Origin of the sequence: Marinobacterium marinum, assembly GCF_013868415.1 — a bacterium.
Classification (GTDB): Bacteria; Pseudomonadota; Gammaproteobacteria; order Pseudomonadales; family Balneatricaceae; genus Marinobacterium; species Marinobacterium marinum.
The window spans coordinates 98,449-125,001 of record NZ_JACEMT010000055.1; the positions used below are offsets into that span (position 1 = coordinate 98,449).

Sequence of the window (26,553 nt, forward strand, 5' to 3'; positions counted from 1 at the left end):
AATACCAATGCTGGTTCGCTTTACCAAAATGCACGGTTTGGGTAATGACTTCATGGTGGTCGATGCCGTTTCGCAACGGGTGCGTATCACGCCGAAGGTGGTGCGTAAGCTGTCCGATCGGCACCTGGGTATCGGCTTCGACCAGCTGCTGCTGGTCGAACCGCCCACCCGTCCGGATATGGATTTTCGCTATCGCATTTTCAATGCGGATGGTTCGGAAGTTGAGCACTGCGGCAATGGCGCACGCTGCTTCGGTCGCTTCGTTCGTGACCGCCGGTTAACCGCCAGCGACGAGATTCATGTTGAAACTGCCCGTGGTCAGGCCGTGTTGTATCTGCTGCCGGACCGCCAGGTTGACGTTGATATGGGGGCTCCGGAACTGCGTCCGGCGGAAGTGCCTTTTCAGGCATCGGCACAGGCCGCTACGTACCGACTTGAGGTGGCGGGAGAGCCGATCGAGCTGAGCGCGGTCTCCATGGGAAATCCCCACGGGGTACTGCTGGTGGATGATGTTGACAGGGCACCGGTCGAACGCCTGGGACCGGTGCTGGAGTCCCACCCGCGCTTCCCGCAGAAAGCCAATATTGGCTTCATGCAGGTGGTGAATCGCGGCGAGATTCGACTGCGCGTGTATGAGCGCGGGGCCGGAGAAACGCTGGCATGCGGTACCGGGGCCTGTGCTGCAGTGGTTGCCGGGCGTCTGCGCGGGCTGCTGGACGAGGAGGTGCTGGTGCACCTGCCAGGGGGCGATCTGCGGATTCGCTGGGCGGGAGAAGGCCAGGCACTGCGCATGGTCGGGCCGGCCACAACCGTATTCGAAGGACAGATCTATCTATGAGCGAAGTACTGGACGCGCCGGTCGTGACGGCGGAGCAGGTGGCCGATTATCTGGCCGAGCATCCCGATTTTTTCACCCATCACGCTTCGCTATTGGAAAAGCTCTATGTTCCGCATCAGCGCGGTACGGCGGTCTCTCTGGTCGAGCGTCAAACCTCCCTGTTGCGTGAACGCAATCAGCAGCTGCACGGGCATATGTCCGACCTGATCGATGCCGCGCGCCACAATGATATACAGTTTGAAAAAACCAAACGCATGGTACTGGCGCTGCTGGAAGCCTGGACGCTGGATGATGTGGCGGTCGCGATTGAAGAAAGCCTGTGCCGTGATTTCTATGGCGATGAAACCGTACTGTTGCTGTTCAGCGAGCGTTCGCTGGCCAGCAACAGTGTGCGGACACTGGCGCGGGCGGAAGACTCACTGGTACAGCCGCTGATCGAAACCAACCTGCCCAGCTGTGGCCGGCTGTCCGGGGCGATGAATCGTTTCCTGTTTCAGGAGCGCAGTCCCAAGGTGCAGTCTGCCGCCGTTGTGCCGCTGGTGCAGGGGGATACGCTGGGTCTACTGGCCATTGGCAGTCATGATCCGCACTACTTCCAGAGCAGCCAGGGCACCTTGTTTCTGAGCTATGTCGGGGAAGTGCTGAGCCGTTGCATCAGCCGTATCCTGCGGGAACAGGACAACTGACATGCCGGTACCGGCCGAAGCTGACTGGCCGCAACACTTTCTGCATGCGCTGCGGGTTGAGCGCCAGCTATCGCCCCATACCCTGAAAAACTACCAGCGCGACCTGCAGATACTGGCGGCCGAAATCGGTACCGATGCGCACCTCTGGAGCAGTCTGGATGAAGCCGGGCTGCGTTACGCGGTTGGTGCCCTGCACGCCAGAGGGCAGTCCGGGCGCAGTCTGCAGCGTCTGCTGTCGGCCACGCGAACATTTTACCGCTTTCTGACCCGGGAAGGCTGGGTGGACCGCAACCCGGCACTGGCGGTGCAGGCCCCCAAAATTGCCCGGCGTTTGCCACAGACCTTGGATACCGAGCAGGTCGGTGCATTGCTGGATACGCAGGGGCAGGAGCCGCTGGACATTCGGGACCGGGCCATGATGGAACTGATCTACTCGTCCGGACTGCGTGTCTCCGAGCTGGTGGGCGTGGATCGGCAGGATCTGGACCTGGCGGAAGGCGTGATCCAGGTGCTGGGCAAGGGCAACAAGGCCCGGCGGCTGCCGGTCGGGCGCCAGGCCCGAGAGGCCATTGAACAATGGTTGCCGGTGCGAGCGCAGTTGGTGCAGGCAGAGGAAGAGGCGCTGTTTGTCGGTCGGCGGGGGCAGCGCCTGACCACTCGGGCCGTGGAGCTGCGTCTGCGCAAGCGCGGGCTGGAACAGGGCACAAACGGGCGGGTGTACCCGCACCGGCTCAGACACAGTTTCGCCAGCCACCTGCTGGAGTCCAGTCGTGACCTGCGAGCGGTACAGGAGTTGTTGGGTCATGCCAATATCAGTACGACCCAAATCTACACGCATTTGGATTTTCAGCATCTGATGGATGTGTATGAACAGGCACACCCGCGGGCAAGGGAGCAATCAGATGATTAAATGTGTCACCTTTGACCTGGACGATACCCTTTGGGCGGTCGATCCCGTGATTCACCAGGCCAACCGCAATCTGTGGCAGTGGCTGGATGAGAATGCACCGCTGTTTACGGCCTGTCATCGACAGGACGACATGGCCGAAGGTTCGGACATGCGGGCGCGGCTGGTGCAGGAAATGCCGGAAATTGCCCATAGCATGGGCCTGATCCGTCTGAAACTGCTGGAGCGGGGCTGTCGGGCCGCCGGTTACAGTACTGCCGAATCGGAGTATCTGGCCGAACGGGCTTTTGACGTGTTCATGCGGGCGCGGCACCAGGTTGAATTGTTCGAGCATGCTCAGGCGATGCTGGAACGGTTGCACCGCTCAGGTTTCATTCTGGGGGCCTTGAGCAATGGCAATGCCGATATTGGTCAGACGCCGGTTGGCCATCTGTTCGACTTTCAATACAACGCCGATACGGTGGGATATGCCAAGCCGCATCCGCAGATGTTTGTGCAGGCCCTTCACCATACCGGTCTGAGGCCGGAACAGGTGGTGCATGTGGGTGATCATCCGGTGAATGATGTGCAGGCGGCGCGGGAGGTGGGCATGTGGACGCTCTGGGTCAACCTGCCGGGCCAGTATTGGCCAGAGCCTGCCCGTGCGGATGCCCGGGTCGGCTGTCTGGCGGAGATTCCCGAGCAGGTCGAGAAACTGGCGTCACCGGGCCGGCGTCGAGCAACGCTCTAGCCGGCCCGGCTGTTCAGGTGCGGAAACTGGCGACGGCGCTTTGCAGCTCGGAAGCCTGGGCGGCAACCAGCTGACTGGCGTCGGCGTTCTGCCCTACCTGGTCATTGGCACCGGCCATGATGGTGCGAATGTATTCAATGTTGCGGGTAATTTCGGCCGCGACAGCCGCCTGTTCTTCCGTTGCCGAGGCGACCTGAGTGGTCATGTCGACAATACTGGCGGCGCCACTGGTAATGGTGTTCAGAGCGCTGATGGTGGCTCCGGCCTGTTCGACACTGTCCTCACTGTCACGCACACTCTCCTGCATCAACCGGCTGACATTGTGAGTCTGTTCCTGCAGGCTTAGTACGCGTTGTTCAATCTCGGCCGCCGACTGCTGTGAGCGCGCGGCCAGAGTTCTGACCTCATCGGCCACGACGGCAAAGCCTCGTCCCTGTTCACCGGCCCGGGCAGCCTCGATGGAGGCGTTCAGTGCCAAGAGGTTGGTTTGTTCGGCGATTTCACGAATGACGTCCAGCATGGTGCCGATGTTATCGCTCTCGTTGCGTAGCTGGTCCACCACATCTGAGGTTTCTCGCGCTTTCTCGGCCATCTGATGCAGAGCTTCGATGGTACTGTGGACACGGTTGGAGCTGTCACTGGCATCCTGTTGTGCCTGGTTGGCGGTCGCGGCGGTATTTTCGGTGTTACCGGCGATTTCCTGCATGGAGCTTTCCATCTCCTGCACCGCTGTTGCCACCTGAAGTACCTGGGCCTGCTGCTGGCTTAACCCTTCGGAAGTGTCCCGTGTGGTTGCCGACAACTGTTCGGCGGCGGTTGCCAGGTGGGTTGAGGTACCCGCAACACGTGCGATCAGGCCTCGGAAGCTGTCCATCATCCGATTGAAATCCTGCGCCATACGAGCGACTTCATCCTTGCCGTCGGTGTTGAATCTCAGGGTCAGGTCGTGTTCGTCGCTGGCGCGTTTCATGGTGGTGGCCAGGGCGTGAATCGGGCGCAGAATACTGCGTCCAAGCAGGATCGCCGGGATCACGGTAGCCAGTACGGCCAGAATGATGGCGATAACCGCAGTGGTCATCAGACGCTGCTGTTCACGCACCAGGCGGCTGTCGAGGTGCTGTTCCAGTGACTGGTGCAGGTCATCGGTGCTTTTGACGGCATGGCGCATCTGCCCCATCAGGCCGGCATCAACGGTCAGTCCCAGCTGTGTATGGGCCTCGACCAGACGGCGAAAGCGATCCCGATACTCGGTCAGCATGCCGGTCAGACGAGTACTTTGGGAAAAGGGCAGCAGGCTGGCGATCTGCGGGCCGAAAGCGTCATAGTCCTGCATAAAACGGTCGAGATTCTCGGTTTCCAGGCGCAGCTGAAAGTTCTTCTCGTGACGACGGAGCTGAAGCAGGCTGGCGAGCAATTCGCTGTTGTCGGCCATGCGAATGTCACGCTCCATGCCCTGAATGGTGTTGCGCAGTTCACCGCGCAGGCCGGAGTCTTCATCCAGGCCGATTTCCAGCCGCAGTTGGCTGACGGCGCTGAAGGCCTGATCGTAGGTCTGCATGCGGTCGGCAAAGCTGCTCAGCTCATCCTGCAGTTCGGCCTCCGGCAGCAGTCGCTGGAGCTGGGCGAGTTGTACCTGAAAGTCCGCATAGGTGGCAGCGAAGCGTTCCAGGTAGTCGGCATCCAGGCGGGCCAGGAAGTCTTTCTCATGGCGGCGCAGGTTCTGCTTGTTGTTTTCGACCTTGGCCAGCGTCTCGCTGATGTTGACCAGTTCGCGATATTGCTCAAGTGTATGAAAAATGATCAGCCCCATGCCGATAAAGCCGATCAGAATCAGTGCAATCAGGGTGCTCAGTTTTTGCTTGATAGTCATGTAAGGAAACATCCAGAGATTGATGACAACATCCCATACACGGGGGCAATGTATGTTTTAGTCCAGAAACAGCGCCAGCAGGTCATTCAAAAACAGACGCCCCTGCAGCGTGGGTGCCAGTCGAGTCGCATCGTTGATTAACAGCCCGCGTTGACGGGCCTGTGCAAGCAACGTTTCGATGGTGGATACGTTAACGCCTGTGCGTGCGCTGAACAAGTCCGTTGTAACACCTTCGGTCAGACGCAGGGCATTGAGCATGAATTCGAACGCCCGGTCTTCGGGCCGGATCGGATCCTGTCCGGCAACGCGGCGTAGCGGGTCCATGTAGCCTTTGGGCTGACGCAGCTTATGACGGCGATGGATGTGCAGCTGTCCGTCCGCATCAAGGTGGCTGATCTTGGCATGGGCACCGGCGCCGATGCCGAGATAGTCACCGAACTGCCAGTAATTGAGGTTATGGCGGGCCTGCCGACCAGGTCTGGCATAGGCCGACACCTCATACTGGGCATAGCCGCCGGCTGCCAGCAGGGCTTGTCCTTGCTCCTGAATGTCCCACAGCGTTTCGTCCAGAGGCAGCTGTGGCGGGCGGGCGTGGAATTCGGTATTGGGTTCAATGGTCAGCTGATACCAGGACAGGTGTCCGGGTGCGAATTCCAGCGCTTGCCGCAGGTCAGCCAGCGCCTGTTCGACCTGTTGCCCCGGCAGGCCGTGCATCAGGTCCAGGTTAACCTGAGGAAAGATGGCAACGGCGGCCTCGGCCGCCCGCAAGGCTTCATCGGGGTTGTGAATACGTCCCAGCCGGGCGAGATACTCGGCGTGAAAGCTCTGGACCCCGATGGATAGCCGGTTGATACCGGCATCACGGTAGGCCTCGAAGCGGTTGCGCTCAAAGGTTCCGGGGTTGGCTTCCAGGGTGATCTCGGCCCCGGGCACCAGGTCGATACGCTGGCGAATGCCCTGCAGTAGGGTGTCGATGGCTGCCGCGCTGAACAGACTCGGGGTGCCGCCACCAATGAAAATCGACTGCAGCGGGCGGGCACCGGCCAGTGGCAGGTCTGCCTCCAGGTCGTCCAGCAGTGCAGCAACGTAATCGGCCTCCGGCAGTTGTTCCGGTGCGGCATGGGAGTTGAAGTCGCAGTAGGGACACTTGCGTACACACCAGGGGATATGGACGTACAGAGACAGGGGCGGCAGTGATGTCATGTGTGTTTGAGCCAAGGGCCAATGGCATTGATGAATTGACGGACGGCCTGGCCACGGTGGCTGTACTGCTGTTTCTGTTCGGGGCTCAGCTCGGCACTGGCGCAGCCGGTTTCCGGTACCAGAAACAGGGGGTCGTAGCCGAAGCCGTTGTGGCCGCGGGCATCGGTCAGAATGCGACCTTCCCAGCTGCCCTGACAGATCAGTGGTGTGGGGTCTTCGGCATGGCGCATGAATACCAGTACGCACTGAAAGCGGGCGGTGCGCTTGTCATCCGGGACCTGGGCCAGTGCCTGCAACAACTTGGCGTTGTTTTCGTTATCGCCACAGCCTTCTCCCGCATAGCGGGCCGAATAGATGCCCGGTGCACCGTTCAGCGCATCCACTTCCAGTCCCGAGTCGTCGGCCAGGGCCGGAAGACCCGTCATGCGGGCAGCGTGTCGTGCCTTGATAATGGCGTTTTCGACAAAGCTTAACCCGGTTTCATCGGCATCCTGCACGGCAAAGTCCGACTGCGGTTTTACTTCGATCTGCAGGGGAGCGAAGATTTCGTTGAACTCTTTCAGTTTGCCGCGGTTGCCGCTGGCCAGCACGATGGTTTCTATCATGTTATTTCCCGGGGTTGCGTCGACGGTCTCAGTCGACGTAAAAACGCTGATCGAATTCGATATTGTAGGCCGGCTTGTTGGGGTCCGGCTGTACGCTGAGGCTGATCTTCAGCTGTTCATCTTCGGTAAACCGGAAGCCCCCGATATAGTACAGCGCCTTGCCTTCGTCGATTTTCTTGAATTCCAGTTGCTGCGCCTGGCCGATCAGGTTGGCTGCCTGACCCGATACTATCGCGGTCACGGCCTGTTTGCTGCCGTCGTCCTGCAGTTTGAGCACTGACACATTGACCAGTGCCCGGTATTTACTGCGCATCAGCCCGTTCTGCTGGGCGACTTCGGGCGTAATAAAACTGGAATTGAAGGCGTTGTAATGGATTTCGTAGACGCCGTCGGAGATTGCCTGTTCGGCCCAGGAAAGCGGGCTGAATGCCAGTGCGGCAACGGCCAGCAGACGACTCAGGGTTGCAGGGTAAAAGCGCATAATGTCCTCCTGGATAGCAAATGCCTTAACGCGTGATACGGTAAATGGCAATTTCACCGAGCATGTTGGGCCACAGCTTGATCCACCAGTGATGGCGGTGCTGGTGGTCGACCACGGTACGTTCCAGAATTTCGATGTTGCGGTCAACGCAGAGTTGCTCGAAATCCTTGAATGTACAGAAATGGATATTCGGCGTGTTGTACCAAGTATAGGGCAGAAACTTGGACACGGGCATCTTGCCGCGGAATGCCAGATAGCCGCGCGCGCGCCAGTGCGCGAAGTTGGGGAAGGTGACGATGCATTCGCGACCGATGCGCAACATTTCGTCCACGATCAGGTCCGGGCGGTGCATGCTCTGCAGGGCCTGGGTCATGACCACAGTATCGAAGCTGGCGTTGCCGATGGAGGTCAGGCCGTCGTCAATATCCTTCTCGATGACATTGACCCCGTTTTCGATACAGGCGGTCAGGTTGTCATGGTCGATTTCCAGACCATAGCCGGTGACCTGCTTTTCGCTGGTCAGGTGAGCCAGCAGTTCGCCTTCACCGCAACCAAGGTCCAGCACTCGGGAACCGGGTGCAATCCACTCGTTGATGATCTCCAGATCAGCGCGCATGTCGGGAATCTCCGTTTGGCTGGGGCAGGGCGTTGGCAATTCGGTTCATGTAGCCGCTGAAAACTTCCATGTAACGGGGAATCGGGATCAGGAAGGCGTCGTGTCCTTGAGGCGCATCGATTTCGGCGTAGCTGACCGACTTGCCGGCGGCGATCAATCCGTCCACCAGTTCGCGTGAGCGCTCCGGCGAAAAGCGCCAGTCGGTGGTGAATGAAACGACCAGATATCGGCATTGCGCGGGTTCCAGTGCGGCCGCGAGATCGTGGCCCTGCTCACCGGCCGGATCGAAGTAATCCAGTGCCTTGGTCATCAGCAGGTAGGTATTGGCATCGAACGAAGAGGAAAAACGCTCGCCCTGATACTGCAGATAAGACTCCACCTCGAACTGCGGGTTGAAGTCGAAACTGAGCTTGCCGTCTTTCAGTTCGCGGCCGAACTTGTCACGCATGCCGTCATCGGACAGATAGGTGATATGGCCAACCATGCGGGCCAGCATCAGGCCGGTACGGGGCACAGTGTCGTGTTCGTAGTAGTGGCCGTCGTGGAACTCGGGGTCCTTGCTGATCGCCTGGCGGGCGACTTCGTTGAAGGCGATGTTCTGGGCACTGAGCTTGGCGGCTGATGCGATCACGACACAGTGCTGCAAGCGTTCGGGATAGCTGATGGACCATTGCAGGGCCTGCATGCCTCCCAGGCTGCCGCCGACCACGGCAGCCCAGCGGTCGATGCCGAGGTGGTCGGCCAGCAGAGCCTGGCTGTGTACCCAGTCGAGTACGGTCAAAATCGGGAAGTCGGGACCATAGGGTTTGCCGGTTTCGGGGTTCGGCGTGTTGGGACCGGTGGAACCGTGACAGCCGCCCAGATTGTTGACGCCGACCACAAAAAAGCGATTGGTATCGATGGCCTTGCCGGGGCCGATGGCGGAATCCCACCAGCCCGGTTTACGCTCGTCCATGCTGTGGTAACCGGCAACATGATGATGGCCGGACAGGGCGTGGCAGATCAGAATGGCGTTGGAGCGGTCCGCGTTGAGTTCACCGTAGGTCTCGATCATCAGATCCCAGCTGCGCAGCGTACGGCCGCAGCTCAGCTCCAGTGGGTGGTCGAAATGGATACACTCGGGGCTGACCAGCCCCACGCAGTCGTCGGGAATTACAGCAGGCATGGTGGTTCTCACTCGTCAGGATGCAGGAAGGAATGGAATGGTGTCGGCACACCTCGGTTCGAGCATCACATGTCGTAGTGCAACACCCGGCAGAGCATCAGAAACCTGGCTGTAAACAACGTGGTATCCCTATTCGTTCGTTGAAAGCGCGAGCCCGTCCGGCAGTTTGGCCGGTGCGTGGATACGCACCCGCTTCTCCCGCCCCAGCTCGCCGCTGATGATACTGACATCGCGTTTGGCGACGCCGAAAGTCTTGGCCAGAAACTTGACCAGTGCGGCATTGGCCCGCCCCTCAATGGGCGGTGCCGCGATACGGATCTTAACACTGTCACCATGCAGCCCGGAAATTTCGTCACGGGACGCCTTGGGCTGCAGGTGGCAGCGCAGGATCAGGTCTTCGTCCTGCCAGCTATAGTAGGGCGCACTCATATCAGATGACAACGAGTGCGCTCAGGTAGCCCTGCACGATCTGGATCAGCAGGAAGATCAGAATCGGCGACAGGTCCAGCCCGCCAATGGGCGGGATGACCTTGCGAGCCAGCGCAAACAGCGGCTCGCTCAGCTGCAACAGAAGCTGCGGGGCCGGATGATAGCTGTCCGGCGCGATCCAGCTGATGATCACGGCACCCAGTGTCGCCCAGAAGTAGATCGTTAACAGAGTATTGAGAGTACCCGCCAATGAGAAGATCAGCAGGTGCAACGGACTGATCGAGCCGCCCGCCGATGCAAACATGGGCGACATCTTGATCAATACCAGAATCGCAATCGCCTTGACCGCCAGCGCCACGATCAGGGTGGCGAAGTCGAAGCGGCCTTTGGGACGCAGTACTCGCTGCAGCGGGCCCACAATGGGCTGGGTCAGGCGAACGACGGATTGAGAGATCGGGTTGTAGTAGTCGGCCTGCGAAAGTTGCAGCGCAAAGCGCATCAGCAGCAGGAAGGAGAGAATGCCTCCGGCCAGACTGATAATCAGAGTAATCGGGTCCTGTTCCATGATCGGTCCTGTCGGCAGATGGATCGTCAGTCTTTACACAGTTCAACGGCCAGCTCGACCGAGCGGTCGCGGCAGGCGGTCAGTGCGGTTTCCACCAGAGCTTCAAAGCCGCCGGCCTGGAAGCTGTTGATGGCGCGTTCAGTGGTGCCATTGGGCGAGGTGACACGGCGGCGCAGCTCGGCGGCGTCCACATCACTGCTGCTGGCCATGCGGGCTGCGCCCAGCGCGGTTTGCAAGGTCAGCTCACGGGCCGTGGCTTCGCTCAGGCCCAGCTTGATGCCGGCCGCCGTCATCGCTTCCATCATCAGGAAGTAGTAGGCGGGGCCCGAACCGGATACGGCCGTCACGGCATCCAGCTCAGCTTCGCTCTGGACCCACAGGGCAATCCCCACAGCCTGGAGGACCTGTGTGGCCTGCTCCCGCTGTACGGCGTTGACACGGTTGTTGGCAAACAGACCGCTGGCACCGGTTTGCACCAGCGACGGCGTGTTGGGCATGCAGCGTACGATGGCCGCATTGCCGCCCAGCCAACGATCCAGTGCGTCCAGACCGATTCCGGCGGCAATGGATACGAACAGTGGCTGATGTGTACTGGCGGCCGGGGCCAGATCGGTCGCGACAGCCTGCATGATCTGCGGTTTGACCGCCAGCACGACCAGATCAGCGGCGGCAACGGCGGCGTTGTTGTCGGTGGTGGTGTTCAGGCCCTGGGCCGCCAGGTCGTCCAGACGGGCAGCATCCGGCTCGGCCGCCCAGATGTTCTGTGGCGCGAAGCCGTTCTCGAGCAGACCGCCAATGATGGCGCGGGCCATGTTACCGGCACCGATGAAGGCGACGACGGGATGTTGGCTCATGGTTGGACTCCTGTGAATCATGCGTTAGGGGTGGCCGGGGTGTCGGCACCGGGGGTGGCATAGGTGCGGGGGCCGAACAGGGCGGTGCCGACGCGGACCAGCGTAGCGCCTTCGGCGATGGCCGCTTCCAGATCGCCGGACATGCCCATCGACAGAGTGTCCAGCTGCGGCAGTTCGGACTGGAGTGTTTCCAGTTGTGTACGCACCTGAGCAAAGGTGTGGCGCTGTTGCTGCGGATCGGTTGCCGCTGCAGGGATCGCCATCAGACCACGCAAACGCAGCCCTGGCAAGGCGTCGACGGCTCGAGCCAGCTCGGGCAGCTCCTCGACGGAACAGCCGGACTTGCTGGCTTCGCTGCTGATGTTGACCTGCAGGCAGACATTCAGCGGCAGCCGATCTGCCGGGCGCTGTTCGGACAGGCGCCGAGCGATCTTGAGGCGATCGACGCTGTGTACCCAGTCGAACCGCTCGGCGATGGCACGGGTCTTGTTTGATTGAATGGGGCCAATGAAGTGCCATTCCAGCGGCAGGTCCTGCAGGGCGTCGATCTTGTCCAGTGCTTCCTGCAAGTAGTTTTCGCCAAAGGCGGCCTGACCGCAGGCGTACAGCTGGCGAATTTCATTCGCATTCCGGGTCTTGCTGACGGCCAGCAATTGAACGCTTTCGGGCGCTCGTCCACAGTCGCGGCAGGCATGCGATATCTGCCGGCGAACCTTGTCATACTTGTCTGCTAACATAATCACCCATGAATACTGACGGCTGTCATTGGCACGTTATGCCTATTCTGCTAGAACAGTAAAGTTTAATGGAAGCTGCTTCGGATCTCGACTGCTTATGGATATTACAGAACTTTTGTCATTCGCTGTGCAACAGGGTGCCTCCGACTTGCATCTGACGGCCGGCATGCCTCCCATGATCCGTGTCGACGGCGATGTGAGGCGTATTAAACTCCCGGCGCTGGGCCACAAACAGGTACACACGCTTGTCTACGATATTATGAATGACAGGCAGCGCAAGGAGTATGAAGAGAATTTCGAAGCGGATTTCTCGTTCGAGGTGCCCAAGCTGGCCCGTTTCCGTGTCAACGCCTTCAACCAGCACCGTGGTGCGGCGGCGGTGTTTCGTACGGTACCGAGCAAGGTACTGACCATGGAAGACCTGGACATGGGCAAGGTGTTCCGGGACCTGTCCGAGCAGGCGCGAGGACTGGTGCTGGTCACGGGCCCGACCGGTTCAGGCAAGAGCACCACCCTGGCGGCGATGATCGACTATGTGAACGATACCCGTTCGGATCATATCCTGACCATCGAAGACCCGATCGAGTTTGTGCACGAAAGCAAGAAATGCCTGATCAACCAGCGTGAAGTCCACCGTGATACACACAGCTTCTCCAACGCCCTGCGTTCGGCGTTGCGTGAAGACCCGGACGTCATTCTGGTGGGCGAGATGCGAGATCTGGAAACCATCCGGCTGGCACTGACCGCAGCGGAAACCGGTCACCTGGTGTTTGGAACCCTGCATACCACCTCGGCGGCGAAGACCATTGACCGTATCATCGACGTGTTCCCGGCGGCCGAGAAGGGCATGGTGCGTTCCATGCTGTCGGAATCGCTGCAGGGCGTTATTTCCCAGACACTGTTGAAGCGAATGAAGGGCGGTCGTGTGGCCGCGCATGAAATCATGATCGGCACCCCGGCGGTGCGAAACCTGATTCGTGAAGACAAGGTTGCCCAGATGTATTCGGCAATTCAGACCGGTGCCGCCTATGGCATGAAAACACTGGACCAGTCATTGAGCGAGCTGTTGCACAAAGGCATCATCTCCAAGGAACTGGCCCGTGAAAAAGCGAAAAACCCCACCGCCTTTTAAGGTTGGATGAAACAGGAGTACACAGTGGATTTTACCCAACTTTTGAAAGTCATGGTGGACCGTGGCGCGTCCGACCTGTTCGTGACGGCGGGTGCGGCTCCGTCGATCAAGGTGGACGGCACCATTCGACCGCTGACCAAGGAAACGCTGAAACCGAGCCAGACGCGGGCACTGGTGTACAGCACAATGAACGACAAGCAACTGGCCGAGTTTGAAGGCACCAACGAGTGCAACTTTGCCATCAGTGCACCGGGCATTGGCCGTTTCCGTGTCAGCGCGTTCATGCAGCGCAACACGCCGGGCATGGTGCTGCGTTCGATCAACAGCCATATCCCGAGTATGGATGAGCTGAATTTGCCGCCGGTTCTGCGTGACCTGTCGATGACCAAGCGCGGCCTGATTCTGTTCGTCGGTGGCACCTCGACCGGTAAGTCGACCTCGCTGGCTTCCATGATCGACTACCGCAACGCCAACCATGCCGGCCACATTATTACGGTCGAAGACCCGATCGAGTATGTGCACAACCACAAGAAGAGCATCATTACCCAGCGTGAAGTGGGGATCGATACCGAATCCTTTGAGGTTGCGTTGAAGAATACGCTGCGTCAGGCACCGGACGTGATCCTGATGGGGGAGATTCGCTCCGCCGATACCATGAAATACGCATTGGCCTTTGCGGAAACCGGCCACCTCTGTCTGGCCACGCTGCACGCGAACAATGCCAACCAGGCACTGGACCGTATCATCTCCTTCTTTGGACCTGAGCATCATGATCAGATCTGGATGGACATGTCATTGAACCTGAAGGCAATCGTGGCGCAGCAGCTGCTGCCGACCGTTGATGGCAAGGGGCGTCGAGCGGCCATCGAGGTGATGATCAATACACCATTGATTCAGGACCATGTCCGCAAGGGCGAGGTGCACGAAATCAAGGAAGTGATCAAGAAGTCTACCAACCTGGGGATGCAAACCTTTGACCAGGCGCTGTTCGCCCTGTATCGCGATGGCATCATTTCTTACGAGGTGGCGCTGTCACATGCCGACTCGGCCAACGACCTGCGCCTGATGATCAAGCTGGATGATGAAACCAGCAAGAAGGCCGATGCTCAGGAAACAGACCTGCCGAGCTTCACGCTGCAGGACGAGGACGACAACCTCAACCTGTCCGGCGAGTTGAACGTCAGGCAGATGTAAGCGTCGGGTACGGCGATCGGTTCAAAAAAGGGCGGCTCTTGCGGGGCCGCCCTTTTGCGTAGGTCGTGGTGGTGCTGTCAGCATCAGCGGCGGAACACGATACGTCCGTCCATCAGGGTGGCATTGACCTGACCCTTCAGGGTCTGGCCCAGGAAGGGCGTGTTCTTGCCGGCCGACCGCAGTGCTTCGGGTGTCAGTGTCCACTCGGCAGCGGGGTCGAAGATGCAGATGTCCGCCTGGGAGCCGATTTCCAGCGTGCCGGCATCAATGTCCAGAATCCGGGCTGGTGCGGCGGTCAGCGTCTCGATCAGCTGCGGCAACTCGATCAGCTGCTGTTCCACCAGCGACAGGCTCAGGGGCAGCAGGGTTTCCAGACCACTCATGCCGGGCTCGGTTGCCGCGAAGGGGGCCTGCTTGGCAATCGGGTCGTGGGGCTGGTGATCCGAGCAGATCGCCGTAATCGTTCCCGTGACCAGGCCCTGCCGCAGTCCGGCGCGATCCAGCGGGCTGCGCAGGGGCGGTTGCAGATGATAGGCCGAATTAAAGCCGTTAACGCACTCGTCGGTCAGCAGCAGGTTCTGGATCGTCACGTCTGCAGTGACCTGCAGGCCGCGTTCGCGAGCCGCTTCGATCAGGCGCACCGAGCGTTCACAGGACAGCTGGCCGAAATGGGCACGGACACCGGTCTGTTCGACCAGCAGCAGGCAGCGGGAAACCTCAATGGTTTCAGCGGTTTCCGGGATGCCGACCAGGCCCAGTCGGGTGGAGGTGGTGTCATCATGCATGCAGCCGTTACCGGCCAGAGCGTTGTCCTGAGCCTGGAAAACCACCAGCAGATCATGGGTCGCTGCATATTCAAGACAGCGCAGCAGGGTCTGGCTGTTGTGGATGGCGTTGCGCATATTGGTGAAGGCTACGCAGCCGGAGCTGGCCAGTCCGTGCAGGGGAGCCAGTTGTTCGCCTGCCAGCCCCTGGGTCAGGGCGCCCATGGGTAGCACGCGGGCAAAGCCGAGATCGGCAGCACGGTCCTGAATCAGTTCGGCGACGGCTGCGGTTTCCACGATCGGGCGAGTGTCCGGTGTTACGACCAGGGTGGTGATGCCACCGGCGACGGCCGCCGCGGTTTCGCTGGCGATGGTGCCCTTCTGGGTGAAACCGGGCTCGCGCAGATTGGTGCAGAGGTCGATCAGGCCGGGGCAAACCACCTGATCCCGGGCATCGATCACCTCGTCGGCGACGAATTCCTCGGGTGCCTGGCCCAGCGCGACAATGGTGCCATCCTGCACATAGAGGTCGGCAACTTCGTCCCAGTGCTGGGTCGGGTCGATGACGCGGCCGCCCTGAATCACGATATTCATGCCTGCTCCTCCTGAATCAACTCTTCGCGCTGGGACAGCTGGCCACTCATGGCCTTGGACATCACCGCCATGCGTACCGCGATGCCGTTGGTGACCTGATCAAGAATCAGGGAACGCGGACCATCCGCAACTTCGGACTCGATTTCGACACCGCGGTTGATCGGCCCGGGGTGCATGACCACGGCATCCGGTTTGGCATAGGCCAGCTTGTCGCGGTTGAGGCCGTACAGCTTGTAGAACTCGGACTCGTTGGGCAGCAGGGCGCTTTGCATGCGTTCCTTTTGCAGGCGAAGCATCATGATGACGTCCACATCGCGCAGGCCGGGGGTCATTTCGGTATACACCTTGACGCCGAGGGCCTCGATATGACGCGGCAGCAGGGTCTTGGGCGCGATCACACGGATTTCGCCGACCCCAAGGGTGCGCAGGGCATGGATCTGGGAGCGGGCGACGCGGGAATGCAGAATATCGCCGACAATGGCGACGGTCAGGGGCTCGAAGGCACCTTTGTGGCGTCGAATTGTCAGCATGTCCAGCATCGCCTGGGTCGGGTGGGCGTGACGGCCATCCCCGGCGTTGATCACGGCCACGTTCGGGGTGACATGCTGGGCGATGAAGTGTGCCGCACCGCTGTCGGCGTGGCGCACCACGAACATGTCGGAGTGCATCGCTTCCAGCGTCATCAGGGTGTCTTTCAGCGTTTCGCCTTTCTTGGTCGAGGAGGTGTTGATATTCAGATTCAACACGTCCGCGGACAGGCGCTTGGCGGCCAGCTCGAAGGTGGACAGCGTACGCGTGCTGTTTTCGAAAAACAGGTTGGCTACGGTTTTGCCTCGCAGCAGGGGGACCTTCTTGACCTGCTGTTGGCTCATGTCGACGAACGAATCGGCGGTATCAAGAATTTCGGTCAGCAGTTCGCGTGGCAGACCTTCAATGGTCAGGAAATGGCGCAACTGCCCGTCGGGTGTCAGTTGAATTGCGTTCGGGTCGGTAGCCTCAAACATGGTGGTATGCTCTTGTCGTTTCAGTCACGCTGACGAATGGTCAGCGTCAGGGGGTCGGGGCCATTGAGTTTGACCAGCTGGTCGGGACCCAGCGCCAGGGTGCCGCCGATGACATCGGCCTGGATCGGCAGTTCGCGGCGCTGCAGGTCCAGCAGGGTAATCAGATTGACCGATGCGGGACGGCCGTAATCGAACAGCTCGTTCAGGGCTGCTCGAATGGTACGGCCGCTCATGATCACGTCGTCCACCAGCAGAATATCGCGACCTTCGGTGGCGCAGGGCAGTTGTGTAGGTTGGACCTTGGGGTTCATACCCACCTGGGTGAAATCATCACGGTAGAAGCTGATGTCCAGAACGCCGAGGGGGCTGGTCAGCTCCAGTTGCCGGTGCAGTCGCTCCGCCAGCCAGACGCCACCGGTGCGTATCCCGATCATCAGCGGATCCTTGAGGTTGCGCTGGGTAATCAGAGCGCGGGTTTCGCCCGCCATTTTGTCGAGCAGTGCATCAACGCTCAGGGTGCCCGAGACCATAAATATCCTCCAGTCGGGTGTGGCTTGGAATACGGTCGGCACTGCCGAACCAGTCTTCCAGAATCAGTTGGGCGGCAATGCCATCCACCGATTCCTGCTTGAAGTTGGTGCCGCCGCCGGCTTCCAGGTGAATGCGCTTGGCTTCGGCCGTGGTCAGGCGCTCGTCACTCAGAAAACAGGGCAGCTGATAGCGATCCTGGATGCGGTTGGCAAACTTGCGTGCCCGGCGAGCCATCTCGGAGATGGTGCCGTCCATATTGAGCGGAATGCCCACGACCAGAATATCCGGTTTCCATTGCGAGATGACGCGATCAAGTGCCTCCCAGTCGGGCATGCCGTCGCGGGCTCGGATGGGGTCAATCGGGTTGGCGCTGGCGGTCAGGCTTTGGCCGATCGCCAGGCCGATACGTGTTGTGCCGAAATCGAATCCCAGCACCAGTTGGGTGTCGCTGTTCATCCAGTCGTTTCAATCAGGCGTGTCCGGCGTGAGCCGGCAGCAGGTTCAGGTTGATGCCCAGCGTGGCGGCCGCGGCTTGCAGCCGGTCCTCCAGTGGCAGGTGGAAAAGTATATCCGAATTTGCCGGACAGCTTAACCAGAGGTTGTCGCGCATCTCCTGTTCCAGTTGCTCTGGCCCCCAGCCGGCATGGCCCAGTGCGACCAGAAACGTCTCCGGACCATGGTTGCGGGCAATTGCTTCCAGAATGTCGACCGAGGTAGTCAGGCAGATGTCGTCGCTGATGGCGTGTGAGGACAGCCAGGTGTGCCGAGACGATGGCGTATGCAGGACAAACCCGCGGTCATCGCGCATCGGCCCGCCGTTGAAAACGGGGCGTTCGGATTCCAGTCCGGTCTGATTGTCCAGCTCCAGATGATTGAGCAGATCGCACATGCGGATGCCGCTGGGGCGATTGACTACGATGCCCATGGCACCGTATTCACTGTGATCGCACATGTAGATCACCGTCTGGGCAAAAGTGTCATCCAGCAGGTGTGGCATCGAGATCAGGAAATGGTCGCGAAGCGAAGTGAAAGACATGGGCATGGTCCCTCCGCCAGTCAAGTGAGTAGTTAAGGCTTAGTACACTCGCGTCTGTTTCTCAAATTTCCAGGTGCGAATAATTTCAAGTACTTCTGCCTCCTTGCGCATTTCGACCGGGAAACTCTGGAACGGTGATGCCAGCTGTACGATGCGAATGGCCGCATCATCCAGAGCCGGGTGGCCGGATGACGCCAACACCTCAATGTTGATGACCTGACCGTCGGGGTTCAAGGCGACCAGCAGTCGCAGGGTGCCTTGCAGCCCTTGGCGGCGAGCCTGTTCAGGGTAGTTCAGGTTCCCCACCGTTTCCACCCGGCGGCGCCAGTTGTCCAGATAGCTGGCATAGCGGTGAGACCGTGTTGCCGCCGATGTCAGACGCAGGACGCGCGGCTTTTTGGCTCGTTCCTCGCGGATCAGGTCCAGCTTGGCCTGCAGACTGGCAATTTCCAGGCTGCGCGCCATCAGCGAGGTGGAGCTGGCCGGCTGGGGAGCCGGAGGCTGTGCCGGCTGAGCGGCCTGTTGCGGTGCCTGGCGTTTGGCTTGCGGTGTTTCACGGGCGACCTGAACGCGTTGGGCGCTGGCTGCTTCGCCACTCTGCCGGGCTTGCTGGCCGGTGCTGGGCGGGGTCTCCGGTGCGGGCTGAGCCGGTGCGGGCTCAGGATCACGCTGGGGCGCCTGGGCGCGGGACTCGGCGCTGGACAGAGGGGCGATTTCCGTGGTCGACGGCGTGGCGACCGTGTCGGAATTGCCGCTGCCACGCTGGTTATGCTGGGCGATAAAGTCGGCCTGCTCGGGCGCCTCCTGCTGTGGGTACTGAGCCAGGGTAACGTCCAGTGTCTGCTGTGGCGGTTCCAGATCCGGCAGGCTGAAGCTCAGGATGAGCACGAGGACGCCGTGAACCAGGGTGGCGAGAAACAGCAGGAAGCCGAAGCTGTCTCTGTTCAGGTAGTGCCAGAGTGGTAAACGGTCGTCCATGGTTTTCATCGTGCTGTCAGTTTCCCTTCAATACAGTCCATCAGTTGCATGCCGATGTCGAGATTAAACTGGTCGTCCAGCTCTCGGATACAGGTCGGGCTGGTGACGTTGATTTCGGTCAGGTAATCGCCAATCACATCCAGGCCGACGAACAGCAATCCCTTTGCTTTCAGTGTGGGGCCGACCTGTTCGGCAATCCAGCGATCCCGATCGCTCAGCGGGCGGCCTTCACCGCGACCACCGGCGGCCAGGTTGCCACGGGTCTCGCCGGCCATGGGAATGCGGGCCAGTGCATAGGGCACGGGTTCGCCGTCGATCATCAGAATGCGCTTGTCGCCATCCTTGATCTCGGGGATGTATTTCTGCGCCATGATGGTTTGCGTACCGTGCGCGGTCAATGTCTCGATAATCACGCCCAGGTTGGTTCCGTCTTCACGGATGTGAAAAATCGAGGAGCCGCCCATACCGTCCAGTGGCTTGAAAATGACGTCCTTGTGCTCGGCGTGGAACTGGCGCAACAGGTCTTCGCGACGGGTTACCAGTACGGGCGGGCAGCACTGAGGGAAATGGGTGGCGAACAGTTTCTCGTTGAAATCGCGCAGGCTGCCGGTACGGTTGACGATCAGGGTGCCCTGGGTTTCCGCCATCGCCAGCAGGTGAGTGCTGTAGATGAATTCGTTGTCGAACGGCGGGTCCTTGCGCATCAGGATTACATCCAGCTCGGCCAAGTCACGGATGACATAATCGCCGCGTTCGAACCAGGCGTTCGGATCCATGGCAACCTTCAGTGGCGCCATCTGTGCCTTAACGGTACCGTCACGCAGGAACAGGTGTTGCTGCTCCATGTAGTGCAGTTCCCAGCCCTTGCGCTGAGCGGCCCAAAGCATGGCCAGAGAGCTGTCTTTCTTGTAACTGATGGCCTCAATGGGGTCCATCACGATGCCGACTTTGACTGTCATCACAAATGTCCTGTACTGAGTGAAAGAGTGCTACCCCAGATCGCCCCAGAGATATTGCAGAATGGCGCAGGCCGTGACCGGGGCCGTTTCGGTGCGCATGACGCGAGGGCCAAGGGCGACCGGTTGGAAACCGGCGTCCAGAGCTGCCTCGACCTCGGTTTCGGTGAGGCCGCCTTCAGGGCCGATCAGCACGGCGACGGAGGATGGCGCGTCCATTGTCTGCAACGGTTGTGCGGTGTGGTGGTGCAGCACCAGCTTGAGTTCGGCGTCCACGTTGTGAATCCACTGTTCCAGCGGGCTGACGTCGAAGATTTCGGGTGGTCGTGTGCGCAGGCTCTGTTCGCAGGCACTGATGGCGATCTGCTGCCAGTGGCGCAGGCGTTTGTCCTCGCGCTCCGCCTTCAGGCGCACTTCGCAGCGTTCACTGGTCAGTGGCGTGATTTTGGCGACGCCCATTTCGGTGGCCTTTTGCACGGCATAATCCATGCGTTCGCCTCGTGACAGTGTTTGGCCGATATGCACCTGCAGGCCGGATTCGACAGCAGGCTGGGCTGCCTCGGTGATCTGTGCACTGGCACGGCGTTTATCGACGGCGCTCAGGGCAGCGGTATATTCGGCCCCGTCGCCGTTGAACAGACGGATCAGGTCGCCTTCGCGCAGGCGCAGGGCGCGCACCAGGTGCTGTACGCTGGTGTCGGACAGTTCGACCAGGGTGCCGACGGTAAGCGGCTGGGGTTCATAGACGCGGGGTATGCGCATGAGCGTCCTGCTGATTCAAGGAAACAAGCCGCTATTATGTCGCATCGCAGGCAAGGGATGCCAGTGGGCAGGGCATTGTCCATTCGATTTCACGAATGGACAATGCGGGTGTGTCGCTGTCCGGAATCAGAGCCCGGCGGCAGCACGCAGGGCGTCGGCCTTGTCGGTCTTCTCCCAGGGGAAGGCCAGGAAGGTGTCGTCGCCAACGCTCATTTCGAACGGGTTACGACCGAAGTGGCCATAGGCCGCGGTCTGACGGTACATCGGGTGCAGCAGGTCGAGCATGCGGGTGATCGCGTATGGACGCAGGTCGAAATGCTCGCGTACCAGTTCAACGATCTTGTCATCGCTGATCTTGCCGGTGCCGAAGGTATTGATCGACACTGAGGTCGGTTCAGCGACGCCGATGGCGTAGGACACCTGGATCTCGCAGCGATCGGCCAGGCCGGCAGCGACAATGTTCTTGGCGACGTAACGGCCGGCGTAGGCTGCAGAACGGTCCACCTTGGACGGGTCCTTGCCGGAGAAGGCACCGCCACCGTGACGGGCCATGCCGCCGTAGGTGTCGACGATGATCTTGCGGCCGGTCAGGCCGCAGTCACCGACCGGGCCGCCGATGACGAACTTGCCGGTCGGGTTGATGTGGTACTGGGTCCCCTTGTGCAGCAGCTCGGCCGGCAGAACATGCTTGATGATCAGTTCCTGTACCGCTTCCTGCAGATCGGCCTGGGAGACGTCCGGGTTGTGCTGGGTGGACAGCACTACGGCGTCGATCGCGACCGGCTTGCCGTTTTCGTAACGGCAGGTCACCTGTGACTTGGCATCGGGGCGCAGCCAGGGCAGCAGACCGGACTTGCGCGCTTCCGCCTGGCGCTCCACCAGACGGTGGGAAAAGGTGATCGGCGCGGGCATCAGCACGTCGGTTTCGTTGGAGGCATAGCCGAACATCAGGCCCTGGTCACCGGCGCCCTGATCTTCCGGGCGGCTGCGGTCGACACCCTGGGCAATATCCACGGACTGCTTGCCGATGATGTTGATCACGCCACAGGTTTCACCGTCGTAGCCGACGTCGGAAGAGGTGTAGCCGATATCGCAAATGACGCCGCGTACCAGGTCTTCCAGGTCAATCCAGGCGGAGGTGCTGATCTCGCCGGAAATGATCGCAACGCCAGTCTTGACCATGGTTTCACAGGCGACGCGGGCATACTTGTCTTCCGCGATGATCGCGTCCAGCACGGCATCGGAGATCTGGTCGGCAATCTTGTCCGGATGTCCTTCAGAGACGGACTCGGAGGTGAATAGACTGTATTCGCTCATTCCGGGGAAAATCCTCGCACAGGGTCAGGCGCGGCCACTCGGCATCAACAGGCGGGCCGGGCTGAAATTGAGATAGGTTGTTTACAGGGCGTTGAAAGCCGCTATCAAGGCCGTGGATCGATTTTCGACGGCCTGCCAAAACCGGTTATTCTAACGCCAGCATTGGCCGCTTGCATAATATCGAACGGCTTTTTACTTGAAAATTTTGCGTATTCCGCATGAAAAACGCTCTATTTGCATATTTGGATTTGAAGCCGGTCGCCATCTGGGCGAAAATTGCGCCCCTATATTTCCCGAATCCGTAAACCTCAGGTTGGGTCCAGCCCCAGGAGTAGATTGATGTCCTCTCGCCGAGAACTTGCCAATGCCATCCGTGCATTGAGCATGGACGCCGTACAGAAAGCCAAATCCGGTCATCCGGGTGCCCCCATGGGCATGGCGGATATTGCCGAAGTGTTGTGGAACGATTTCATGAAACACAACCCCGGCAACCCGCACTGGTATGACCGTGACCGCTTCGTGCTGTCCAATGGCCACGGTTCCATGCTGATCTACTCGCTGCTGCACCTGACCGGCTACGATGTCGACATCGATGACCTGAAAAACTTCCGTCAGCTGCACAGCAAAACTGCCGGTCACCCGGAATACAGTTATTGCCCGGGTGTCGAGACCACTACCGGCCCGTTGGGTCAGGGCATCACCAACGCGGTGGGCATGGCGGTGGCCGAGAAGGCACTGGCGGCGCAGTTCAACCGTGACGGTCACGACATCGTGGATCACTACACCTATACCTTCATGGGCGACGGCTGCCTGATGGAAGGTGTATCCCATGAAGCCTGCGCACTGGCCGGTACCCTGGGCCTGGGCAAGCTGATTGCCTTCTGGGATGACAACGGCATCTCCATCGACGGTGAAGTCGAGGGCTGGTTCACCGACGATACGCCGGCACGTTTTGAAGCCTATGGCTGGCAGGTGATTCGCGGTGTTGACGGTCATGACAGCGATCAGATCCGTGCCGCCATCGAGCAGGCGCGCGGCAATGGCGAACAGCCGACCCTGATCTGCTGCAAAACGGTGATCGGTTTCGGTTCCCCGAACAAGCAGGGCAAGGAAAGCTGCCATGGCGCACCGTTGGGTGATGATGAAATTGCACTGACGCGTGAAGCGCTGCAGTGGACCCATCCCGCCTTTGAAGTACCGGCGGAACTCTATGCCGACTGGGATGCGCGTGAAGCGGGTGCCCGTGTCGAAAACGAATGGAACGAGCGTCTGAGTGCCTACACCGCTGCCTACCCGGAACAGGCGGAAGAGCTGTTGCGCCGTCTGTCCGGTGAGCTGCCGGCCGACTTTGCCGACAAGGCCGATGCCTGGATTGCCCAGGTTGCCGAGAAGGGTGACACCATTGCCTCCCGCAAGGCCTCGCAGAACGCCATTGAAGCCTTCGGTCCGATGTTGCCGGAGTTCATGGGCGGTTCTGCCGACCTGGCCGGTTCCAACCTGACCCTCTGGTCCGGCTCCAAGGGCCTGACCCGTGACGATGCCAGCGGCAACTACATCCACTACGGTGTCCGTGAATTCGGCATGAGCGCGATCATGAACGGCATCGCGCTGCACGGTGGCTTCATCCCCTACGGTGCCACCTTCCTGGTGTTCATGGAATACGCCCGCAACGCCGTGCGCATGGCGGCGCTGATGAAGCAGCGTGCACTGTTCGTTTACACCCATGATTCCATCGGTCTGGGTGAAGACGGCCCGACGCATCAGCCGATCGAGCAGATCGCCAACCTGCGCCTGACCCCGAATATGGAAACCTGGCGTCCCTGTGATGCGGTAGAGTCCGGCGTTGCCTGGAAAGCCGCCGTGCAGCGCAATGACGGCCCGAGTTCATTGATCTTCTCCCGCCAGGGACTGCCGCACCAGAGCCGCGATACCGACCAGATCGCCGCCATTGAGCGTGGTGGCTATATCCTGCGTGACTGTGCCGGTACCCCGGACGCGATTCTGATTGCGACCGGCTCTGAAGTATCACTGGTGACGGAAGCCGCTGACGTGCTGACTGCCAAGGGCAAACAGATTCGTGTGGTGTCTATGCCCTGCACCGAGCGTTTCGACAAGCAGGAGGCCGCGTACAAGGAACAGGTCCTGCCGGCTGCCGTGACTGCACGTGTGGCTGTGGAAGCGGCTCACGCCGACTTCTGGTACAAGTATGTAGGCCTGAACGGCGCTATCGTCGGCATGCGCAGCTTTGGCGAATCCGCCCCGGCCGGCGAACTGTTCAAACTGTTCGGCTTCACGGTCGACAATGTTGTCGGCACCGTTGAAGGCCTGCTGTAAGCGGGGTGCCGGGCGTTCGGTACGCCCGGCCATGCAACCGGCATGAGCTACAGAATCGCGATCAATGGTTATGGCCGTATCGGCCAGGGTGTGCTGCGGGCGCTCTATCAGCGCGGGCTGCAGCATGAGCTGCAGGTGGTGGCCATCAATGAACTGTCCGATCTGGATACGCTGACCTATCTGACGCGGTATGACACCACGCACGGCCGTTTCCCCGGCCCGGTCAGCAATGACGGCGAAGCCTTGCTGATCAACGGGGATCGTATCCGGGTGTTCAGCCAGGCAGAACCCGAACGGGTACCCTGGGGTGAACTGGATGTGGATCTGGTGCTGGAATGCTCCGGTGCATTCAGAACCCGTGCGGATGCCGAGCGGCATTTGGCCAGTGGTGCCAAGCGTTTGCTCTATTCGCACCCGGCCCAGCCCGATATCGATGCGACCCTGATATTCGGACACAACGAGTCCAGTCTCAGGGCCGAACACCGTATTGCCTCTGCGGCCTCCTGCACCACCAACTGTGTGGTGCCGGTGCTGGACCGGCTGGACCGGCATTTCGGTATCGACAGCGGCGTGACGACCACCATCCATTCGGCGATGAACGATCAACCGGTGATCGACAGTTATCACCGCACCGATCTGCGTCTGGCGCGCAGCGCCATGCAGTCGATTGTGCCGGTGGATACCGGGCTCAGTCGTGGTATCGATCGTCTGCTGCCACACCTGGCCGGACGTTTCGAATGCCTGCATGTGCGGGTGCCGACGATCAACGTGTCGTTGATGGACCTGTCGATCAATCTGCAGCGGGATACCGATCCGCAAGAGGTCAATGCCATGCTGCGTGCGGCGGCTGACAATGAGCTGGCGGGGTTGCTGGGGTATACCGAAGAGCCTCACGCCTCGATGGATTTCAATACCGATCCCCGCTCAGCGGTGGTGGACGGTACCCAGACCCGTGTATCGCGAGGGCGGCTGTTGAAGCTGCTGTGCTGGTTCGACAATGAATGGGCGTTTGCCAACCGAATGCTGGATATTTCCGGATACTGGTTGCAGCTCAAGGATTGAATCTCTGAATTAACAAGAACAGGAACTCCTCTTATGAGCGTATTGAAGATGACTGATCTGGATCTGGCCGGCAAGCGCGTGCTGATCCGTGAAGACCTTAATGTTCCGGTCAAGGATGGTCAGGTAACCTCCGATGCCCGTATCCGTGCCTCCCTGCCGACCATCGAAGTGGCGCTGAAAGCCGGTGCCAAGGTGATGGTGATGTCCCATCTGGGCCGCCCCACTGAAGGTGAGTACGAAGAGCAATACTCGCTGGCACCGGTAGCCGAGCATATCAGCAAGCTGCTGCAGCGCCCGGTACCGCTGGTCAAGGACTGGCTGGACGGTGGCTTCGAGGTGGAAGAGGGTGAACTGGTTCTGCTGGAAAACGTCCGCTTCAATGCCGGCGAGAAAAAGGATGATGAAGCGCTGTCGCAAAAAATGGCGGCGCTGTGCGACGTCTACGTGATGGACGCTTTCGGGACTGCACACCGTGCCCAGGCTTCGACTCACGGGGTTGCCCGGTTTGCGCCGGTTGCCTGTGCGGGGCCGTTGCTGGCCAAGGAGCTGGAGGCTCTGGCCAAGGCGCTGGACAACCCGGCTCGCCCGATGGCCGCCATTGTGGGTGGCTCCAAGGTATCGACCAAGCTGGAAGTGCTCAATGCACTGTCCGAAAAGTGCGATCAGCTGATCGTCGGCGGCGGTATCGCCAACACCTTCCTGGCCGCTGCCGGCAAGCCGGTAGGCAAGTCTCTGTGCGAGCACGACCTGATTCCGGCCGCCAAGGCGCTGATGGACAAGGTCAACATCCCGCTGCCGGTAGATGTGGTTGTGGCCAAGGAGTTTGCCGAGTCCGCTGCAGCGATCATCAAGTCTGCCGATGACGTAGCCGACGATGAAATGATCCTGGATATCGGCCCCGAGTCTGCCAAGAACCTGGCGGCACTGCTGACCAGCGCCGGCACCATCATCTGGAATGGCCCGGTGGGCGTGTTTGAATTCGACCAGTTTGGCGAGGGCACCAAGGTCCTGTCGCTGGCCATTGCGGACAGTGCAGGATTCTCGATTGCGGGCGGTGGCGATACCCTGGCGGCGGTGGATAAATACGATATCGCTGATAAGATCTCCTACATCTCCACCGGCGGTGGCGCCTTCCTGGAGTTCGTGGAAGGCAAGGTGCTGCCGGCGGTTGCCGTATTGGAAGCACGCGCGGCGAAGTAAGAT

At 60.2% G+C, this 26,553-nt stretch carries 28 protein-coding genes; 9 read left to right on the forward strand and 19 right to left on the reverse strand.

What is annotated here, in order from left to right:
* The first annotated feature begins 7 nt into the window (after positions 1–7).
* The 4 genes from dapF to H1S06_RS14945 are packed head-to-tail and all read left to right on the forward strand — an operon-like array spanning position 8 to position 3,161.
* On the forward strand, positions 8–838 hold the full coding sequence (gene dapF, locus H1S06_RS14930) for a diaminopimelate epimerase (RefSeq protein WP_181741630.1): 831 nt from the start codon (positions 8–10) through the stop codon (positions 836–838).
* Positions 835–1,524, forward strand: a complete 690-nt coding sequence (locus H1S06_RS14935) for a DUF484 family protein (RefSeq protein ID WP_181741632.1) — start codon at positions 835–837, stop codon at positions 1,522–1,524. Before dapF ends, H1S06_RS14935 begins: the two co-directional genes overlap by 4 nt.
* A 1-nt stretch (position 1,525) precedes the next feature.
* A complete protein-coding gene (xerC, locus tag H1S06_RS14940) occupies positions 1,526–2,434 on the forward strand; it encodes a tyrosine recombinase XerC (RefSeq protein WP_181741634.1) in 909 nt (302 codons plus the stop codon).
* Positions 2,427–3,161 carry an HAD family hydrolase gene (locus H1S06_RS14945; protein ID WP_181741636.1) on the forward strand — a complete coding sequence of 245 codons (735 nt, stop codon included), beginning with the start codon at positions 2,427–2,429 and terminating at the stop codon, positions 3,159–3,161. The genes xerC and H1S06_RS14945 overlap by 8 nt, the downstream gene beginning before the upstream one ends.
* Positions 3,162–3,174: 13 nt before the next feature.
* Here the strand turns inward: H1S06_RS14945 and H1S06_RS14950 are convergent, their stop codons facing one another.
* The 10 genes from H1S06_RS14950 to H1S06_RS14995 all read right to left on the reverse strand — a co-directional run bounded on the left by H1S06_RS14950 (position 3,175) and on the right by H1S06_RS14995 (position 11,686).
* Positions 3,175–5,031, reverse strand: coding sequence for a methyl-accepting chemotaxis protein (locus H1S06_RS14950; protein WP_181741638.1), 1,857 nt, complete (start codon positions 5,029–5,031; stop codon positions 3,175–3,177).
* A 57-nt stretch (positions 5,032–5,088) separates the two neighbouring features.
* Positions 5,089–6,234, reverse strand: coding sequence for a radical SAM family heme chaperone HemW (gene hemW, locus H1S06_RS14955; RefSeq protein ID WP_181741640.1), 1,146 nt, complete (start codon positions 6,232–6,234; stop codon positions 5,089–5,091).
* Positions 6,231–6,839 carry an XTP/dITP diphosphatase gene (locus H1S06_RS14960; protein ID WP_181741642.1) on the reverse strand — a complete coding sequence of 203 codons (609 nt, stop codon included), beginning with the start codon at positions 6,837–6,839 and terminating at the stop codon, positions 6,231–6,233. The genes hemW and H1S06_RS14960 overlap by 4 nt, the downstream gene beginning before the upstream one ends.
* Positions 6,840–6,867: 28 nt before the next feature.
* Positions 6,868–7,320, reverse strand: coding sequence for a DUF4426 domain-containing protein (locus tag H1S06_RS14965; protein ID WP_181741644.1), 453 nt, complete (start codon positions 7,318–7,320; stop codon positions 6,868–6,870).
* Positions 7,321–7,345: 25 nt separating this feature from the next.
* Positions 7,346–7,936, reverse strand: a complete 591-nt coding sequence (gene metW, locus H1S06_RS14970) for a methionine biosynthesis protein MetW (RefSeq protein WP_181741646.1) — start codon at positions 7,934–7,936, stop codon at positions 7,346–7,348.
* The gene (metX, locus tag H1S06_RS14975) at positions 7,926–9,101 is read right to left on the reverse strand and encodes a homoserine O-succinyltransferase MetX (protein ID WP_181741648.1); all 1,176 of its coding nucleotides are present in this window, start codon (positions 9,099–9,101) and stop codon (positions 7,926–7,928) included. The genes metW and metX overlap by 11 nt, the downstream gene beginning before the upstream one ends.
* 129 nt (positions 9,102–9,230) lie before the next feature.
* Positions 9,231–9,530, reverse strand: coding sequence for a DUF167 domain-containing protein (locus H1S06_RS14980; protein ID WP_181741650.1), 300 nt, complete (start codon positions 9,528–9,530; stop codon positions 9,231–9,233).
* A 1-nt stretch (position 9,531) separates the two neighbouring features.
* Positions 9,532–10,095, reverse strand: a complete 564-nt coding sequence (locus H1S06_RS14985) for a YggT family protein (RefSeq protein WP_181741652.1) — start codon at positions 10,093–10,095, stop codon at positions 9,532–9,534.
* Between the two features lie 26 nt (positions 10,096–10,121).
* Positions 10,122–10,949, reverse strand: coding sequence for a pyrroline-5-carboxylate reductase (gene proC / locus H1S06_RS14990; RefSeq protein WP_181741654.1), 828 nt, complete (start codon positions 10,947–10,949; stop codon positions 10,122–10,124).
* Between the two features lie 17 nt (positions 10,950–10,966).
* A complete protein-coding gene (locus tag H1S06_RS14995; protein ID WP_181741656.1) occupies positions 10,967–11,686 on the reverse strand; it encodes a YggS family pyridoxal phosphate-dependent enzyme in 720 nt (239 codons plus the stop codon).
* A 97-nt stretch (positions 11,687–11,783) separates the two neighbouring features.
* Between H1S06_RS14995 and H1S06_RS15000 the strand changes: the two genes are divergently transcribed.
* Complete coding sequence (locus tag H1S06_RS15000) at positions 11,784–12,818, forward strand: type IV pilus twitching motility protein PilT (protein WP_181741658.1); 1,035 nt, start codon at positions 11,784–11,786, stop codon at positions 12,816–12,818.
* Positions 12,819–12,842: 24 nt separating this feature from the next.
* Positions 12,843–14,012, forward strand: a complete 1,170-nt coding sequence (locus tag H1S06_RS15005; RefSeq protein ID WP_181741660.1) for a PilT/PilU family type 4a pilus ATPase — start codon at positions 12,843–12,845, stop codon at positions 14,010–14,012.
* An 83-nt stretch (positions 14,013–14,095) separates the two neighbouring features.
* On the opposite strand, the gene H1S06_RS15010 is transcribed toward H1S06_RS15005, so the two are convergent.
* From H1S06_RS15010 to metK, 9 genes are all read right to left on the reverse strand, one after another.
* Positions 14,096–15,370: a dihydroorotase gene (locus tag H1S06_RS15010; RefSeq protein ID WP_181741662.1), complete on the reverse strand. Its 1,275-nt coding sequence runs from the start codon at positions 15,368–15,370 to the stop codon at positions 14,096–14,098.
* Positions 15,367–16,374 carry an aspartate carbamoyltransferase catalytic subunit gene (locus tag H1S06_RS15015; RefSeq protein ID WP_181741664.1) on the reverse strand — a complete coding sequence of 336 codons (1,008 nt, stop codon included), beginning with the start codon at positions 16,372–16,374 and terminating at the stop codon, positions 15,367–15,369. The genes H1S06_RS15010 and H1S06_RS15015 overlap by 4 nt, the downstream gene beginning before the upstream one ends.
* Before the next feature lie 20 nt (positions 16,375–16,394).
* A complete protein-coding gene (pyrR, locus tag H1S06_RS15020; RefSeq protein WP_181741666.1) occupies positions 16,395–16,904 on the reverse strand; it encodes a bifunctional pyr operon transcriptional regulator/uracil phosphoribosyltransferase PyrR in 510 nt (169 codons plus the stop codon).
* Positions 16,879–17,361 (reverse strand): Holliday junction resolvase RuvX, encoded by a 483-nt coding sequence (ruvX, locus tag H1S06_RS15025; protein ID WP_181741668.1) that lies wholly within the window; start codon positions 17,359–17,361, stop codon positions 16,879–16,881. The genes pyrR and ruvX overlap by 26 nt, the downstream gene beginning before the upstream one ends.
* Positions 17,362–17,374: 13 nt before the next feature.
* Positions 17,375–17,947 carry a YqgE/AlgH family protein gene (locus H1S06_RS15030; RefSeq protein WP_181741670.1) on the reverse strand — a complete coding sequence of 191 codons (573 nt, stop codon included), beginning with the start codon at positions 17,945–17,947 and terminating at the stop codon, positions 17,375–17,377.
* 33 nt (positions 17,948–17,980) lie between these two features.
* A complete protein-coding gene (locus tag H1S06_RS15035; protein ID WP_255483150.1) occupies positions 17,981–18,928 on the reverse strand; it encodes an energy transducer TonB in 948 nt (315 codons plus the stop codon).
* Complete coding sequence (gene gshB / locus H1S06_RS15040; protein WP_181741672.1) at positions 18,925–19,878, reverse strand: glutathione synthase; 954 nt, start codon at positions 19,876–19,878, stop codon at positions 18,925–18,927. The genes H1S06_RS15035 and gshB overlap by 4 nt, the downstream gene beginning before the upstream one ends.
* A gap of 30 nt (positions 19,879–19,908) precedes the next feature.
* Positions 19,909–20,637, reverse strand: coding sequence for a 16S rRNA (uracil(1498)-N(3))-methyltransferase (locus tag H1S06_RS15045; protein ID WP_181741674.1), 729 nt, complete (start codon positions 20,635–20,637; stop codon positions 19,909–19,911).
* A gap of 126 nt (positions 20,638–20,763) precedes the next feature.
* A complete protein-coding gene (gene metK, locus H1S06_RS15050; protein WP_181741676.1) occupies positions 20,764–21,954 on the reverse strand; it encodes a methionine adenosyltransferase in 1,191 nt (396 codons plus the stop codon).
* Between the two features lie 339 nt (positions 21,955–22,293).
* On the opposite strand from metK, the gene tkt reads away from it, so the two are divergent.
* Genes tkt through H1S06_RS15065 form a run of 3 tightly spaced genes read left to right on the forward strand, consistent with a single transcriptional unit; the run spans position 22,294 to position 26,550 of the window.
* Complete coding sequence (gene tkt / locus H1S06_RS15055) at positions 22,294–24,288, forward strand: transketolase (RefSeq protein WP_181741678.1); 1,995 nt, start codon at positions 22,294–22,296, stop codon at positions 24,286–24,288.
* A 42-nt stretch (positions 24,289–24,330) separates the two neighbouring features.
* Entirely contained in the window at positions 24,331–25,350 is a 1,020-nt protein-coding gene (locus H1S06_RS15060; protein WP_181741680.1) for a type I glyceraldehyde-3-phosphate dehydrogenase, read from the forward strand.
* Positions 25,351–25,383: 33 nt separating this feature from the next.
* On the forward strand, positions 25,384–26,550 hold the full coding sequence (locus H1S06_RS15065) for a phosphoglycerate kinase (RefSeq protein WP_181741682.1): 1,167 nt from the start codon (positions 25,384–25,386) through the stop codon (positions 26,548–26,550).
* The last annotated feature ends 3 nt before the right edge of the window (positions 26,551–26,553 follow it).

Coding starts and splice junctions, on each gene's coding strand:
- metK (WP_181741676.1), bottom strand. CDS start 21,954: ATGAGCGAATACAGTCTATTCACCTCCGAGTCCGTCTCTGAAGGACAT.
- metX (WP_181741648.1), bottom strand. CDS start 9,101: ATGCCTGCTGTAATTCCCGACGACTGCGTGGGGCTGGTCAGCCCCGAG.
- H1S06_RS15060 (WP_181741680.1), top strand. CDS start 24,331: ATGAGCTACAGAATCGCGATCAATGGTTATGGCCGTATCGGCCAGGGT.
- proC (WP_181741654.1), bottom strand. CDS start 10,949: ATGAGCCAACATCCCGTCGTCGCCTTCATCGGTGCCGGTAACATGGCC.
- H1S06_RS14965 (WP_181741644.1), bottom strand. CDS start 7,320: ATGCGCTTTTACCCTGCAACCCTGAGTCGTCTGCTGGCCGTTGCCGCA.
- H1S06_RS14985 (WP_181741652.1), bottom strand. CDS start 10,095: ATGGAACAGGACCCGATTACTCTGATTATCAGTCTGGCCGGAGGCATT.
- H1S06_RS15030 (WP_181741670.1), bottom strand. CDS start 17,947: ATGCCCATGTCTTTCACTTCGCTTCGCGACCATTTCCTGATCTCGATG.
- H1S06_RS15000 (WP_181741658.1), top strand. CDS start 11,784: ATGGATATTACAGAACTTTTGTCATTCGCTGTGCAACAGGGTGCCTCC.
- H1S06_RS15065 (WP_181741682.1), top strand. CDS start 25,384: ATGAGCGTATTGAAGATGACTGATCTGGATCTGGCCGGCAAGCGCGTG.
- tkt (WP_181741678.1), top strand. CDS start 22,294: ATGTCCTCTCGCCGAGAACTTGCCAATGCCATCCGTGCATTGAGCATG.
- pyrR (WP_181741666.1), bottom strand. CDS start 16,904: ATGGTCTCGGGCACCCTGAGCGTTGATGCACTGCTCGACAAAATGGCG.
- xerC (WP_181741634.1), top strand. CDS start 1,526: ATGCCGGTACCGGCCGAAGCTGACTGGCCGCAACACTTTCTGCATGCG.
- H1S06_RS14960 (WP_181741642.1), bottom strand. CDS start 6,839: ATGATAGAAACCATCGTGCTGGCCAGCGGCAACCGCGGCAAACTGAAA.
- dapF (WP_181741630.1), top strand. CDS start 8: ATGCTGGTTCGCTTTACCAAAATGCACGGTTTGGGTAATGACTTCATG.
- H1S06_RS15035 (WP_255483150.1), bottom strand. CDS start 18,928: ATGAAAACCATGGACGACCGTTTACCACTCTGGCACTACCTGAACAGA.
- H1S06_RS14980 (WP_181741650.1), bottom strand. CDS start 9,530: ATGAGTGCGCCCTACTATAGCTGGCAGGACGAAGACCTGATCCTGCGC.
- H1S06_RS14945 (WP_181741636.1), top strand. CDS start 2,427: ATGATTAAATGTGTCACCTTTGACCTGGACGATACCCTTTGGGCGGTC.
- H1S06_RS15015 (WP_181741664.1), bottom strand. CDS start 16,374: ATGTTTGAGGCTACCGACCCGAACGCAATTCAACTGACACCCGACGGG.
- H1S06_RS15010 (WP_181741662.1), bottom strand. CDS start 15,370: ATGAATATCGTGATTCAGGGCGGCCGCGTCATCGACCCGACCCAGCAC.
- H1S06_RS14995 (WP_181741656.1), bottom strand. CDS start 11,686: ATGTTAGCAGACAAGTATGACAAGGTTCGCCGGCAGATATCGCATGCC.
- hemW (WP_181741640.1), bottom strand. CDS start 6,234: ATGACATCACTGCCGCCCCTGTCTCTGTACGTCCATATCCCCTGGTGT.
- H1S06_RS14935 (WP_181741632.1), top strand. CDS start 835: ATGAGCGAAGTACTGGACGCGCCGGTCGTGACGGCGGAGCAGGTGGCC.
- gshB (WP_181741672.1), bottom strand. CDS start 19,878: ATGACAGTCAAAGTCGGCATCGTGATGGACCCCATTGAGGCCATCAGT.
- H1S06_RS15045 (WP_181741674.1), bottom strand. CDS start 20,637: ATGCGCATACCCCGCGTCTATGAACCCCAGCCGCTTACCGTCGGCACC.
- H1S06_RS14950 (WP_181741638.1), bottom strand. CDS start 5,031: ATGACTATCAAGCAAAAACTGAGCACCCTGATTGCACTGATTCTGATC.
- ruvX (WP_181741668.1), bottom strand. CDS start 17,361: ATGAACAGCGACACCCAACTGGTGCTGGGATTCGATTTCGGCACAACA.
- metW (WP_181741646.1), bottom strand. CDS start 7,936: ATGCGCGCTGATCTGGAGATCATCAACGAGTGGATTGCACCCGGTTCC.